The 13,925-nt window shown below is 72.0% G+C and carries 12 protein-coding genes and 2 rRNA genes; 7 read left to right on the top strand and 7 right to left on the bottom strand.

Features of this window, described 5'->3' with window-relative positions; genetic code table 11:
* Window positions 1-71 precede the first annotated feature (71 nt).
* A complete protein-coding gene (locus tag G011_RS0125030) occupies window positions 72-740 on the top strand; it encodes a hypothetical protein (RefSeq protein ID WP_231391583.1) in 669 nt (222 codons plus the stop codon).
* A gap of 359 nt (window positions 741-1,099) precedes the next feature.
* Here the strand turns inward: G011_RS0125030 and G011_RS0125035 are convergent, their stop codons facing one another.
* Window positions 1,100-2,557 carry an aldehyde dehydrogenase (NADP(+)) gene (locus G011_RS0125035; RefSeq protein WP_019610862.1) on the bottom strand — a complete coding sequence of 486 codons (1,458 nt, stop codon included), beginning with the start codon at window positions 2,555-2,557 and terminating at the stop codon, window positions 1,100-1,102.
* 402 nt (window positions 2,558-2,959) lie between these two features.
* Between G011_RS0125035 and G011_RS0125040 the strand changes: the two genes are divergently transcribed.
* The 3 genes from G011_RS0125040 (at window position 2,960) to G011_RS0125050 (ending at window position 5,248) form a co-directional block, all read left to right on the top strand.
* Window positions 2,960-3,550: a TetR/AcrR family transcriptional regulator gene (locus G011_RS0125040; protein ID WP_013156332.1), complete on the top strand. Its 591-nt coding sequence runs from the start codon at window positions 2,960-2,962 to the stop codon at window positions 3,548-3,550.
* Complete coding sequence (locus G011_RS0125045; RefSeq protein ID WP_019610863.1) at window positions 3,544-4,413, top strand: S9 family peptidase; 870 nt, start codon at window positions 3,544-3,546, stop codon at window positions 4,411-4,413. The genes G011_RS0125040 and G011_RS0125045 overlap by 7 nt, the downstream gene beginning before the upstream one ends.
* Window positions 4,414-4,624: 211 nt before the next feature.
* Complete coding sequence (locus G011_RS0125050) at window positions 4,625-5,248, top strand: HD domain-containing protein (RefSeq protein ID WP_017563491.1); 624 nt, start codon at window positions 4,625-4,627, stop codon at window positions 5,246-5,248.
* Window positions 5,249-5,321: 73 nt separating this feature from the next.
* Here the strand turns inward: G011_RS0125050 and G011_RS0125055 are convergent, their stop codons facing one another.
* From G011_RS0125055 to G011_RS0125065, 3 genes are all read right to left on the bottom strand, one after another.
* Window positions 5,322-6,080, bottom strand: a complete 759-nt coding sequence (locus G011_RS0125055) for a sulfite exporter TauE/SafE family protein (protein ID WP_019610864.1) — start codon at window positions 6,078-6,080, stop codon at window positions 5,322-5,324.
* A 232-nt stretch (window positions 6,081-6,312) separates the two neighbouring features.
* Complete coding sequence (locus tag G011_RS0125060) at window positions 6,313-7,236, bottom strand: SPFH domain-containing protein (RefSeq protein WP_013156328.1); 924 nt, start codon at window positions 7,234-7,236, stop codon at window positions 6,313-6,315.
* A gap of 404 nt (window positions 7,237-7,640) precedes the next feature.
* Window positions 7,641-8,426 carry an ABC transporter ATP-binding protein gene (locus G011_RS0125065; protein WP_013156327.1) on the bottom strand — a complete coding sequence of 262 codons (786 nt, stop codon included), beginning with the start codon at window positions 8,424-8,426 and terminating at the stop codon, window positions 7,641-7,643.
* Window positions 8,427-8,482: 56 nt separating this feature from the next.
* Between G011_RS0125065 and G011_RS0125070 the strand changes: the two genes are divergently transcribed.
* Complete coding sequence (locus tag G011_RS0125070; protein ID WP_019610865.1) at window positions 8,483-9,262, top strand: hypothetical protein; 780 nt, start codon at window positions 8,483-8,485, stop codon at window positions 9,260-9,262.
* 99 nt (window positions 9,263-9,361) lie between these two features.
* Here the strand turns inward: G011_RS0125070 and G011_RS0125075 are convergent, their stop codons facing one another.
* A complete protein-coding gene (locus G011_RS0125075) occupies window positions 9,362-10,939 on the bottom strand; it encodes a serine hydrolase (RefSeq protein WP_019610866.1) in 1,578 nt (525 codons plus the stop codon).
* Between the two features lie 365 nt (window positions 10,940-11,304).
* On the opposite strand from G011_RS0125075, the gene G011_RS0125080 reads away from it, so the two are divergent.
* Both G011_RS0125080 and serB read left to right on the top strand, forming a co-directional pair.
* On the top strand, window positions 11,305-11,958 hold the full coding sequence (locus G011_RS0125080; protein WP_019610867.1) for a DUF1707 domain-containing protein: 654 nt from the start codon (window positions 11,305-11,307) through the stop codon (window positions 11,956-11,958).
* 101 nt (window positions 11,959-12,059) lie between these two features.
* Window positions 12,060-13,319, top strand: coding sequence for a phosphoserine phosphatase SerB (gene serB / locus G011_RS0125085; protein WP_026338644.1), 1,260 nt, complete (start codon window positions 12,060-12,062; stop codon window positions 13,317-13,319).
* A gap of 276 nt (window positions 13,320-13,595) precedes the next feature.
* Here the strand turns inward: serB and rrf are convergent.
* A 5S ribosomal RNA gene (rrf, locus tag G011_RS0125090) occupies window positions 13,596-13,711 on the bottom strand.
* A gap of 104 nt (window positions 13,712-13,815) precedes the next feature.
* Window positions 13,816-13,925: ribosomal RNA gene (locus G011_RS0125095) — 23S ribosomal RNA — on the bottom strand; the annotation flags it as partial.

Genomic DNA, 13,925 nt, shown 5'->3' on the forward strand with positions numbered 1-13,925 from the left:
CAGCCGCCCCAAGCCCCTGCCGGTCAAGTTCACAGCCGTCCGTCAGAAGCGGGCCCGGATACGGTGGGGAGGTGATCCCCCAGCCCCCGCCGCCGTCCCCGCGTCCCCCGTCAGGCACCGCCGTGTTCCGCGCGCGCAACCTGATCCGCGCGCAAACCAGGCCACGTCTCTTCGCCTATCTGGTCTTCGGAGCCGTCCTCCTCCTGCTCTGGCTGGTCTTCCTGATCCCGGCCAGCGAACTCACCGACTCCCGTGCGCAGTTCCTGGCCTACTCCGGTGTCGGACTGGCCCTGGTCGTCGGGGTGACCGTGCTCGTCGGTGAACTGTCCGCCCGGAGTGTGCGCCGCTCCTTCGGTGACGTTCCCCTGCCGCCCGACGCCGATCCGTACCGGCTGGCGATGGCCGAGAAGCTGGTGGCGGAGGGGGTACTGAGCCACGACCCCGGGACCAACTGGTTGGCCCGGATCATGGCCGAACGAAAACTGAGGGAGTACGGAATCCGGTTCCCCCGCCGCACGTCCGCCATCTGGGCGGCGGTGTCGTGCGTGCAGGCAGGGTTCCTGGTGTGGTGGCTGTCGACGGAGGGCCTCTCCGTGGAGACCGGGTGGCTCCTCTTCACCCTCCTGTGCAACGTGCTGTTCGTGTTCCTGCACCCGTCCATGGCGGCTCGGGACAGGCGTTGCGCCGAGGCGGTCCGCGACACCTACGACCGCTACGCCGCCGGAGGATGGCACCCCTAGGCAGCGTTCTTTGGACCTCCGCTCCGCTTCGGTCCGTGTACGGGCGCCCGCGGCACGGGAACCTTCGGCGCCTACGACACCTCCGGAATCCCGTGGGCGCCCCCCACAAGCTGAGGCCGGTTCAAAAAACAGACCCTAGGACTCACTCACCGCGCCCCTCACGACTCCGCGTACGACGCGCCCCCGCTCCGGAAGGCGGCCCGGCACGTCCCCTCGGCGTGCTCCTCCGCCCCTGTGCCGGCCCGGGGACCGGCCCCCGCCACGCACACGAACCCCCGAAGCCGCGTCCGGCACGTCCGCGGTCGGACCACCGACGAGGCACCCGCCGGGCACGTCGGCCGACGCGCCCGGCGAGTTGGTCAGGCGGAGGGAGCGGCGCCGTTCACGCGGCGCGGCACGCCCAGCGGGTTGTCGTCGCGCAGCTCCCGGGGCAGCAGCGACTGCGGCACCGACTGGTAGGTGACCGGGCGCAGGAAGCGACGGATCGCCGTGGTGCCCACCGACGTGTGCAGCGGCGCGGTGGTGGCCGGGTAGGGGCCGCCGTGGGTCATGGCGTGGGTGACCGCGACCCCGGTAGGCCAGCTGTTCCAGAGCACCCGTCCGGCCAGGGACGCGCCCAGCGCCAGCAGCGCGGGCGCGATCTCGTCGTCCTCCTCGCCGTGCACGGTCACGGTGAGCTGGCCGCCGAACACCCCGGCCGCCTCCAGCAGCCGCCGCTCGTCGGGGTAGGTGACCACGAGTGTCGCCGGGCCGAAGCACTCCTCCAGGAGGGTCTCGGCGTTCTCCAGCAGGGAGTCCAGGTCGGTGCGCAGCAGGGACGGGGTCCAGTCGTCACCGGTGCGCACGCCCTGGACCAGTACCTCGGTGGCCGGGTGGGCGCTCAGGGCGTCCAGCCCGCGCACGAAGCCCTCGGAGACCCGCTCGTTGAGCAGCGGGGCGGCGGCGCGCCCGCCGAAGTCGGCGACGAGGGCGTCGAGCTTGGTCTCCTCCGGCACGAACAGCACGCCGGGCTTGGTGCAGAACTGGCCCGAGCCCATGGTGGCCGAGTCCGCGTACCCGCCCAGGATCTCGTCGCCGCGCGCGGCGGCGGCCGCGCGGGTGACGAACACCGGGTTCACGCTGCCGAGCTCCCCGTAGAAGGGGATCGGGTCCGGTCGCGAGACCGCCAGGTCGAACAGGGCCCGCCCGCCGGGGATGGACCCGGTGAAGCCCACGGCCCGGGTGAGCGGGTGGGTGACCGCGCGTTTGCCCGTCTCCACCCCCTCGACCAGCGCGAAACAGCCCTCGGGCGCCCCGGCGCCGTCGAGCGCCGCGACCACGATCTCCGCGGTGCGCCGGGCGAGCCGGAGGTGCCCGGGGTGAGCCTTGACGACCACGGGGCATCCGGCGGCCAGGGCGGAGGCGCTGTCCCCTCCGGCCGTGGCGAACGCGAACGGGAAGTTGCTCGCCCCGAACACCACCACCGGCCCCAGCGGGACCAGCAGGCGGCGCACGTCCGGGCGCGGGGTGCCCCAGTCGGGGTCGGCCGGGTCCACGGCGGCCTCCAGGTAGGAGCCCTCCTCCAGGGTCTCGGCGAACAGGCGCAGCTGGAAGGTGGTGCGGCCCAGCTCCCCCCGGCAGCGCGCCTCGGGGTAGTGCGCCTCCTCCATCGCGATCGGCACGAGCTCGTCGGCGGCGCCGTCCAGGGCGTCGGCGACGGCGCGCAGCAGCCCGGCGCGCTCGTCCGGGGTGAGCGCGGCCAGGAGCGGCGCCGCCGCGGCGGCCCGTTCCATCACGGCGTCGAGTTCCTCCGGTGTGGTGTCCGGGGCGGTGGTCATGGCTCTCAGCCTCCAGGAGGGTGTGTACGCTGCGTCGGCCCTGATCCAACCATGCCAGAGCCCAACAGGAAAGCGCTATCCAAACGTGGGGCGCGCTCCGGGCACGCAGCGCCCGGGAGCCCCCGGCCGGGGCTCCCCCCGCTCCGGACCGCTGGCCCCGCTCCGGGAGGGGCGGTGGAACGAAACTGGAATTTCCCCGGAACCAGGTGATTCCGGAAAGGCATCATAGGAGCTGTGACGACAAACTCCCGAAGCTCAACACCCCCGCGGTCACGACGTTCCCCAGGCAGCACGGGGGGCGACCACGCGTCACGCGAGGGCCGTGGACGAGCCAGCGTCGCCCACGACGAACTCGCCTTCGCGCAGGCGCCGCTGCGGAGGCTGCCCGCCCAGCAGCGCAGCATGCTCAGGGTCCAGCGCATGCTCGACTGCTGCGCCGAACTCCTCGACGAGGTCGGCTACGACAACCTCTCCACGACCAGGATCGCCGAGCGCGCCGGGGTCGCCATCGGCTCCGTCTACCAGTTCTTCCCGGACAAGAAGGCCATCACCCAGGCCCTCGGTCTGCGCTTCCTCGACCAGTTCGGCACGCGCGTCACCGAGCGCCTCGCCGACGCCTCCTTCAGCCACTGGACCCTGGCCGTGGACGCGGTGGTCGACGAGTACATCGACATGCACCGCCACGTGCCGGGCTTCCGCAGCCTGCACTTCGGTGACATCGTCGACACACGCCTCCTCAACGGAGGCGCCGACAACAACCGCGTCATCTCCATCCGCCTGCGCAGGATCATCGTCTCTGTCACAGGCATCCCCGACAATGAGGAGCTCGACCGGGCCATCGACGTCGCCGTCGAGGCCGCGGACGCCGTGCTCAAGCTCGCCTTCCGCGACGACCCCGAGGGCGACCCCGCGCTCGTCCGCGAGGCCAAGCACCTGGTCAGCAGTTACCTGTCCCACTTCTCCCAACGCAACGGAGGCGACCATCCGTGGTAGCCGACGCCGGCACCCTCTCCCGGCCCGTCACCGGAACGGCCGCCGGAGTGCCCTTCCTGGCCCTTCCGCCCGCCAGCGGTGACGTCCCCGCCCCGCTCGTGCTGGGCCTGCACGCCTTCGAGCCTCCCCGGGCCGAGGCCGCCCTGGCCGGAACCGTGCCCATGGCCCCGCTCCCGGCCTGGCGGGTCTACCTGGGCCTGCCCCTGTTCGGGGCCCGGCTCCCCGAGGGCGGCGTCGCCGAGATCAACCGGCGCGGCGAGCGCGACTACCTCGTCGAACTGTTCGGCCCGGTGGTGGAGGAGGCCGCCGCCGAGCTCCACCGCGTCACCGCCGAACTGCGCGCCGCCTTCCCCGTCACCGACGCGCCCGTCGGGCTGGTCGGCGTGGGCGCCGGAGCCGCGGCCGTCCTGCTCACCCTGGCCGAGGGGCGCCTGCCCGTCGGCGCCGCCGCCGTCGTCAACCCGGTCGTGGACCCCGCCCTGGTCATCGCCGCGCGGGAGCGGCGCACCGGCACGGCCTACGAGTGGACCGATCAGGCCCTGAGCACCCGCGACTGGCTGGACTTCGGCGGCCGCGCCGAGGAGGTCTCCCGCGACCGCGTCCCCCTGCTCGTCGTCAGCGGGGGCCGGGACGAGGTCGTGCCCCCCGAGCACGGCCGGGCGCTGCACGACGCCGTGGCGGCCCACGCACCCGAACATGCGCTCCGTCACATCGTGGTCCCCGACCTGGCCCACGCCATCGGTCCGGAGCCGGGCCTGCGACCCGGCCCGCTCACCCCGGCCGGCGTCCTCACCGACCGGGCGCTGACCGAGTGGTTCCACCAGCACCTCAGCTCTTCCGACCAGGTCCGGACGGCCGAGTAGGGGCTCCGGCGGGCCCCGCCGGGCGCTTCGTCCGCTTTGCGGTCCGGTGCGAAACCCCCCGTTCACCGGGTGCACCCTGGCACCTCCTCCGGCGTCCCCTCAACGGACGCCGCCGCGACAGCTGGTGCGCGTTCCATGGGATCATCCAGTGGCGGCCGCACAGAGCGGCCCACCTGACCGTTTCGACTCATCCTTCAGGAGGGCGAACCACGTGACGGAACCGGCACCGGTCTTTGCCAGCGGGGTCGACAACGAGCGGTTGAACGCGCAACTCCGCTTCCTTCTGGAAGTCGACAAACTCAAGCGCATCCTGCGGCAGTCCCTCCTGGTGGACGGCTCCCGGCGGGAGAACTCGGCCGAGCACTCCTGGCACCTGGCCCTGTCAGCCCGCACCTTCGCCGAGTACGCGCCCGAGGGCACCGACATCGACCGCGTGGTCGAGATGCTGGTCCTCCACGACATCGTCGAGATCGACGCCGGGGACACCTTCCTCTTCGACACCGTCAACTCCCGGACCCAGGCGGAGCGCGAGCGGGCCGCGGCCGACCGCATCTTCCCCCTCCTGCCCGAGGACCAGGCCGAGCGGGCCCGAGAGCTGTGGGAGGAGTTCGAGGCGCGCGCCACCGCCGAGGCGCGGTTCGCCCGCGCGGTCGACCGGCTCTCGCCCATGCTCGCCAACTGGCACAACGAGGGCGGCACGTGGGTGCGCTTCGGGATCACCCGGGCGCAGGTGATGGAGAAGGTCAAGCTGATCCAGGAGGGGTCGGAGGCGCTGGGCGCCTACGCGACCGCCCTGGTGGACGACGCCGACCGCCGCGGCTACTTCCGGACCTGACCCCGACGGGGCCCGGCGCGAAGCTCTCTCACAGGGCGTCGCGGGTCCATGCGAGGGGATCGGCGGGGCGGGGTCAGACCCGGCCCATGATGATCTGGACCGCGGCCGACAGTCCCACCAGGACCAGGCACACCCGCAGGGCGGCCGGGCTGAGCTTGCGCCCGAACCTTCCGCCCAGGTACCCGCCGATGATGGTCCCGCAGGCGATGAGGCCGACCACCGGCCAGGCGGGCTCGGCCAGGATGATGTAGAACACCGAGGCCGTGGTGTTGACGATGGTGGCGAGCATGTTCTTCAGGGCGTTGAGCCGCTGGATCTCCTCGTCCAGGGCGGTGCCCAGGATGCTCATGAGGATGATCCCCTGGGCGGCGGCGAAGTAGCCGCCGTAGGCGCCGGTCGCGTAGGCGCCCAGCGGCAGCAGAGGGCCGCCGTCCCTGTGGGCGGGCCTGCGCGAGCGGACCCACCGGGTGATCCGCGGCTGGAGGACGATCAGCACGCAGGCGAGGCCGATCATGAACGGGACCACGGCCTCGAACACGCCCGGAGGCAGGTAGATCAGCAGCAGGGCGCCGGTCACCGCTCCGAGGAAGGACATGCTGCCCAGCCGGAGGATGCGGGCACGCTGGCCCGCCAGCTCCCGGCGGTAGGCGATGGTGCCGCTGAGCGTCCCGGGGGCCAGGCCGATGCTGTTGGAGACGGTCGCCGTGATCGGCGGGTAGCCGAGCGCCAGGAGCACGGGGAAGGTGAACAGCGTCCCCGACCCCGCGATGGCGTTGATCCCGCCGGCCGCCACACCGGCGAGAAGGATGACCGCCGCCTCCCAGAGTTCCATCCGCCCAGCTCTCCCTGTCCGCCCCCGACGGTCGAGGACGACAACAGACTACGAGAGCGGGTCATCGGATGATCATGCCGGGATACGCGGAGAGCCCGAGCCCGGTACTGGACCGGGCTCGGGCCCTCGCGGTCCGGCCCTCAGTCAGCCGGTCCGACGCCGCGGAACCGGTTCGCGGGGCGGGCCCCGCCGCGCGGGACGCGCACCCGGACGGCCGGGCGGCGGAGCCGGGTCAGGGGGCCCGGACCACGTCGTCGCGCAGCCGGTCGAACGCGGCGCTGACCCCCTTGAGCGCCTGGCCCATCTCGGCCGGGACGACCCACACCTTGTTGGCGTCGCCCCTGGCGATCTCCGGGAGCTTCTGGAGGTAGTGGTAGGCCAGCACGTCCGGGTCGACCCGGCTGGTGTGCAGGGCCTTGAACACCATGTGGATGGCGTCGGCCTCACCGCGGGCCCGGGTGGTCTGCGCCTCGGCGTCGGCCTTGGAGGTGAGCGCCTGCGCCTCGGCCGCGCCCCTGGCCCGCAGCACCGCGGCCGAGCGCTCACCCTCGGCGCGCAGGACCGCGGACTGCTTCTCGCCCTCGGCGCTGAGCAGCTGGGCGCGCTTCTCGCGGTCGGCGCGCATCTGCATCTCCATCGCCTCCTGCACGGAGGACGGCGGCTCGATGCCCTTGAGCTCGATGCGGCTGATCTCGATGCCCCAGTCGCTGGTGGCCTCGTCCAGCACGGCCTTCAGCTCGCGGTTGATCGCGTCCCGGGAGGTGAGCGTCCCCTCCAGGTTCATGCCGCCGATGACGTTGCGCAGCGTGGCCAAAGTCAGCTGCTCGACGGCCTGGATGAAGTTGGCCACCTCGTAGGTGGCCCGGTAGGCGTCCACGACCCTGATGTAGACCGCCGAGTCGACCTCGACCGCGAGGTTGTCCTCGGTGATGGCCGACTGCGGCGGGAAGCTCACGACCTGGACGCGGCGGTCGATGCGTTCGCGCACGTGGTCCACACCGGGGATGACGATGTTGAAACCCGAGCTCAACGTCCGGTGGAACTTACCGAAACGCTCGACGACGTCCTCCATCGAGTGCGGAACGATACGCACGCTCCGCCAGAAGACGAGCAGAAGAACCGCGACGAAAAGCGCCACGATGATGATCATGGTCATGGGGCCGCCCCGGTTTCCGGACGGAGGGCGTCATTCGGTATCGGCATCTGGGCAGCTCCGGATCTCCAGACGGGGGTGACAAGCGGGCACGGACCGCACCCGGCGGCCCCGCCCACCCGAAGATCATAAAGCGCGCCGAAATGGAGCGATCCGCTCACCGTCCGCTGACGCTACCCCATATGCGCCGGGGCGACCACATCCGGACAGAAACACTGTTTATGGTCAATACATTTGCTCCGTTAATGCAATCCAATAAGAGGGAATCTGTCGTCGGGGGCTCATGCGCACGGACGGAACACCTGCCCGGACGGCCGGGTGTCCGCACGCCCGGGGCCCGGGCCAGGGCATCCGCCCGGACGGACTCCGGCGCACCCGTGCCGCCAGCCCTCAGGCGGCCGGGACCCTCAGACGGCCCGGGCGCTCCAGCGCTCGCCGTCCCTCTCCACCTTCAGCGCGAGCCCGAAGGTCTCCGACAGGTGGTCCGCGGTCAGGACCCCGTCGATCGGACCGGCCTGCACCACCGAACCCCCGCGCAGCAGCAGGGCGTGCGTGGTCCCGGCGGGGATCTCCTCCACGTGGTGGGACACCACCACCAGCGCGGGCGCGGCCTCGTTGCGGGCCAAGCTCCCCAGACGGCGCACCAGGTCCTCACGACCGCCCAGGTCCAGCCCGGCGGCGGGCTCGTCCAGGAGCAGCAGCTCCGGGTCCGACATCAGCGCACGGGCGATGAGCACGCGCTTGCGCTCGCCCTCGGAGAGGGTGTGGAACCGGCGGTCGGCCAGGTCGGCGACGCCCCAGTGGCCCAGCAGGGCGCGGGCGCGGCCGTAGTCCGGGTTCCCGTACTCCTCCCGGAAGCGGCCCACGTAGCCGTAGGCGGCGCTCAGCACGATGTCGAGGACCTCGGTGCCCTCCTCGATCCGCGACGCCACCGAGGCGCCCGCGTAGCCGATGAGCGGGCGCAGCTCGAACACGTCCACCCGGCCCAGCCGCTCACCGAGGATCTCCACCTCGCCCGCGGTCGGGTGCGTCTGGCTGTAGGCCACGTTGAGCAGCGTGGTCTTGCCCGCACCGTTGGGGCCCAGGACGACCCAGCGCTCGCCCTCCAGGACCGTCCAGTCCACCCCGTCCAGCAGATGGGCGTCGCCCCTCCGCACCGTGACCCCGCTCAGGCCCAGAACACGCCCGTCCATCGTCCTCCCTCACGTCACGTCCCACGCCGGTGCACGGGCCGCCCTACCCTGAAGCAATGCATCTCTCGTCCGCACCACTCGTCGCCTGGGGCAACGCCTGGCTGGCCGGACACGTCGGCCTCGACGAGGCCGTCGACGCCGTCGAGCGGCGCGGTGGTCCCAACCTGATCGGGACAGTACCGGCAGTGGACCTGCCCTTCGACAGCGGCGTACCGCTGCGGGCCGCACTGACACGGCTGCGCGGCCTGGGGCTGTCCGCCTTCCGGTTGGCCCTGCCCACCTGGGGCGATCCCCTCGGGCTCGTGGGCCCCAAGGAACTCAACCAGGCCGCCGTCGAGGCGCGGGAGGGGGTGCTGGTGCGGCTCGCCGACCGGCAGGTGGGCCTGGTGCCCTCCGCCGACCGGCGTGGTTCATCCTATGTGGGCGTTTCGTGGACACCGTATCCGGCGAACGACGCACTGCCGCAGGTACCCGGCCTGGCCGAGGCGGAGCAGGCGCTGAAGCTCGCCCTCATCGAGGCCGTCCAGACCATGGAGGGCGTGGACGACGTCGCCCCGTTCGCACCGGACGTGCACCGTCGGCTGGGCGAACTGGACGGCGGCCCGCCCTCGCTGGCGCGCGGGTACCCGCCCCGGGCCCACCGGGTGGCGGAGCAGGCGGCACGGCTGGCCGGGGTGGTGGAGCTGGCCGAGCCGTCGTCGGGACGGGGACTGACCGCCCACCAGGCCACGGCCCGCTCCGAGGGGCTGCGCAGGCTCGACGCGGCGGTGCGCAGGGCCCTGGTGGCCGCGCACGGGGCGATCGACCCGTCCGGCCGGGGCGTTCCGGGGCGCTGAGCGGACCCGGGAGCGGCCGGGAGGCGAGCACCGGCCCCCGGCCCGGGAACGAACGGGAAGCCGGGACGGCCGTGCCCGCCCCCGGGCTGCCCCGGTCGCTCAGCCCGACGCGCGCTCCGCCCTCCCGCCGGTACCGCCTGTTCCACGGTGCGCCGACACCAGACGGACGACGCGGACCGAGGCGACCGTCGCACAGGCCAGGGCGAGTATGACAAGGGCCACCCAGAAGGACGTGAAGAGGTAGGGCACCTGGAACCACGCCACGTCCCTGCCCCGGTAGAGCCACCCGACCACCTCGTGCAGGAGCGCCAACAGCAGCGGCGGCGCGGTGTAGGGCAGCAGGCGCGCCGCCGCGGCCCACCACGGGCGTCCCCCGTGTGCGCGGGCCCAGTCACCCGCGCGCCGGACGCCGCGCCAGGCGAGCGGTACGGCGGCGGCGCCCAGGGCGAGCAGGACGGCGTCCGCGACCAGCACCAGCGTTCCCGTCGGCGGTGCGGGCGCACGCCCGGAGTCGATCAGCTCCACGAGCGCGGCGGCCAGGCCGGAGGCGCCGCTGCCCGCCGACCCGCTGTTGGCCATGACCGCCACACCGTGACCGCTCTCGGGCAGCAGCGCCTGATGCGCGGTGGCGGTCATCAGGTTGCCGCTGTGCTCGACCACCGGCGCCCCCGAACGGGTCTGGTCCAAAGACCACCCCAGGGCGTAGGAGCCCCCGGAGACCGGCGAGGGGGTGTGCAGGGCATCGATCCCCTCCTCGGAAAGGATCCGTTCGCCGCCGGGGCCCCGACCGCCGTTGTCGTGCGCGACGAGCCACGCACCCATGTCCGCGGCGGTGCTGATGACGCCGCCCGAGCCGTTGCCGAACCCGGGGGGTTCGTCCGCCGGGAACGGGAGGCCGAGCACGCTGATGTGGCCGCGCGCGCTGGGCGGCAGGTCGAGGTCGGTGTCGACGGTGGTCGTGTCGTCCATCCCCAGCGGCGAGAGGACCCGCTCGTCCAGGTGGTCGGCGAAGGACCGCCCGCCGGCCACCTCGACCAGGCGGGCGGCGACCTGGAAGTTGGGGTTGTGGTACTCCCACCGCGTGCCGGGTTCGGCGGCCAGACCCGCGTCGCGCAGGTCCTCGACGGACTGGCGCAGGGTGAGGGTGCTCCGGCCCCGGCTGTAGGAGGCGAACTCGGAGTCGGACATGCCGGAGGTCTGGTCGAGCAGCTGGCGGACGGTGATCCGCCCCGCGCGGGGGTCGGCCATCGTGAACTCGGGCAGGTGCTCCCGCACCGGGTCGTCCAGGCCGAGCTCTCCCGCCTCGACCAGCTGGAGGACCGCCAGCGCGGTGAAGGACTTGCTCACCGAGGCCACGGCCATGGGCGTGCGCTCGGTGACGGGCTCCCCGCCGGGGGTGGTGCCGTACCCCTGCGCGTGGACGACCTCCGTGCCGTGGGTCAGGACCACCGCCGCGCCGGGAAGGCCGGTGGCTTCCCGGTACTCCTCCACGAGGGTGTCGACCGCGGCGGGGGTCGGGGTCCGCAGGGGCTCGGCGGAGGCGGGGGCCGCGTGCAGGAACAGCAGCGCGGCGGCCCCCAGGACGCGGAGGACGCGGCGTCCGCCGCGTGGCCCCGGGCATGGAGCCTGTACCGGGTGTGGGCCTGGGCGGGGGCGGGCGCGTGGGTCGGGAGCCATGCGGCCACGCTAGGGAGGGCGGCGGGGCGCCCTCCATGGTGCGGACCCCGGAACCGTCCTGGGGTCCCCGCCACCGCGACCCTGCGGTGCGCACCACCCGCGGTCCCGTGCCCGGTCCCGGCACGCGTCCGACCGACCGCGGGTTCGGCCGGACGCGGAGGCGTTGAGCAGGGACGGGGCGGGGGTTGTTCCACGTGCTCTCGCGGGCCACTCTGGAGGGGGGCGGGAACACCCTGGGACGGGGAACGGAATTCTCGGGGTCGGGCCAGGGGCGTTACCTGATCCCGTGGAGGCGGAGAATACCGATACTGGTTGTGTGGCCGGCCGGACCCGGCCCCACGGAAGGAACGAGGAGACCCGTCATCATGCAGCCCGAGCACATCCGAGCCTCCGACGCGGACCGGGACAAGGTTGCCGAGCGGCTGCGCGAGGCCCTGGCCGAGGGGCGGCTGACACCGGTCGAGCACGAGGAGCGACTGGACACCCTCTACAAGGCCAAGACCATGGGCGAGCTCGGCCCCATCGTGGAGGACCTGCCCGTGCCCGGCCACGGGTACGACTACGCGTCGATGGAACGGCGTTCCGACGCGCCCAGCGGCATGGAGATCCTGGGCAGCGAGGCGCGTGACCTGGCCGGACAGAGCAAGGGCTCGGAGAACCTGGTCGCGGTGTTCGGCGGCTGCGAGCGCAAGGGCCGCTGGCTGGTCGAACCGCGCACGAACGTGTCCGTGCTGTGCGGCGGGGTGGAACTGGACCTGCGCGAGGCTGTGCTCAGCCAGCACGAGGTGACCATCCAGGTCGCGGTGATCATGGGCGGAGTGGACATCGTCGTGCCCCACGGGGTCAGGGTGATCAACAACACGTCCGGGATCCTGGGCGGCGCCGATCTGCACGGAACGGACCAGGTCACCGACCCGAACGCCCCGGTCGTCCGTCTGACGGGAACCTGCATGCTGGGCGGGGTGGACGTCAAGGCCAAGGGCCCCAAGCGAAAGAAGAAGAGTCGGAAGGACAGGTGACGTACGTCGCGCCTACAGCTGTCCACATAGTGAACTAGCTGGGAAAAGGGTCAGCCCTGCGCGACGCCCCTCCGGGACGGCCGAGTACCGTGGACACCGCCATGAATGAGAAATCCACGCTGTTGGTGACGGTGACCGGCCACGACCGTCCGGGCATCAGTGCTCGTCTGCTGAGCACCCTCTCCGTCTTTCCGGTGACCATCGCCGACCTGGAACAGGTGGTCCTCGCGGGCCGCCTCGTGCTGGGCGCGGTCCTGGAGGTGGACGAGCGGGTGGCTCCCGGTGTGAGTCCCTCGCGGGTCTTCGAGGAGGTCCGCAACGCGCTCGACAAGACCGCGATCGACCTCGACATGGAGGTCGGCTACGGCAAGAGCGGCGGGAAGGACAACGGCCGTGTGAAGGCGGTCGTCCACGACCGGCTGCACGTGACCGTCCTGGCCGACCCGCTGCGTCCCGGCGCCCTGGGCGCCCTCACCTCGTGCGTCGCGCGCGCGGGAGCGAACATCGACCGGATCGAGCGGCTGTCCAGCTTCCCGGTGACCTCCGTGGAGATGGAGATCTCCGGCGGTGACGCCGACCAGCTGCGCGCCGAACTCGCCATGGAGGGGTCCACCCAGGGGGTGGACGTGGCCGTGCAGCCCAGCGGCCTGCACCGGCGGGCCAAGCACCTCATCGTCATGGACGTGGACTCCACGCTGATCCAGGGCGAGGTCATCGAGCTGCTGGCCGCGCACGCCGGATGCGCGGACGAGGTCGCCCGGGTCACCGAGGAGGCCATGCGCGGCGAGCTGGACTTCGAGGAGTCGCTGCGCCGCCGGGTGATGCTGCTGAGGGGCCTGGACGCCTCCGCCATTCCCAAGGTGTGCGAGGAGATCCAGCTGACTCCGGGCGCCAGGACGCTGGTGCGCACCCTGAAGCGCCTGGGTTACGAGTGCGGGATCGTCAGCGGCGGCTTCACGCAGTTCACGGACGTGCTCGTGGAGCGCCTCGGGTTGGACTACGCCGCCGCGAACACCCTGGAGATCGTCGACGGCAAGCTCACCGGCGAACTGGTGGGGCCGATCATCGACCGCAAGGGCAAGGCGACCACCCTGGAGCGGTTCGCCGCGGAGGCCGGTGTGCCCCTGGAGCAGACCGTGGCCGTGGGCGACGGCGCGAACGACCTGGACATGCTGCAGGCGGCGGGGCTGGGCGTGGCGTTCAACGCCAAGCCGGTCGTGCGGCAGCAGGCCGACACATCGGTGAGCGTGCCCTACCTGGACACGATCGCGTTCATCCTCGGGATCACCCGGGAGGAGATCGAGGCCGCGGACATGCGGGACCAGATCGATCCGGTGTCGGGTTCGGTGCCGCACGACTGACGTCTCCGACTGGCTCCCCGGAACCACCAGGCCCCGCTCCCGCACCCGGGAACGGGGCCTTTTGTCCACAGGACGCAAGACGCTCTGGCACCGCCACCCCCACACCCGGTTGACTAGAACACAGGGGGCCCACCCCCACCCCCGCACCCCCACACACCCCCGCATTCACAAACGCACAAACACCACCACAAAAAAAGAGGCCGCCCCCACCGACAACCCCCCACACACAAAAAAGAAGAGGGGCCGCCCCACAAGGCGACCCCCCTCAACAAAAAACCGTGGCAGCGACCTACTCTCCCACCCCACCACAGGGCAGTACCATCAGCGCAAAGAGACTTAACGACCGGGTTCGGAAAGAGACCGGGTGTGACCCTCCAGCAATAACCACCACGGAAACCACACACCACCCACCCGACTCCACCCACCCCAAGAGGCAGGGAATCACCGTGAGCAGCAAGCTCCGTGAAAAATGTGCGCGAACATCCAATTATCTGCAGCGGACAAGCCCTCGGCCTATTAGTACCGGTCAGCTCCACCCCTCACAGGGCTTCCACACCCGGCCTATCAACCCCATCGTCTATAGGGAGCCTTACCCTCTCAAAGGAG

The sequence above is a fragment of the Nocardiopsis sp. CNS-639 genome, assembly GCF_000381685.1.
Taxonomy (GTDB): Bacteria; Actinomycetota; Actinomycetes; order Streptosporangiales; family Streptosporangiaceae; genus Nocardiopsis; species Nocardiopsis dassonvillei.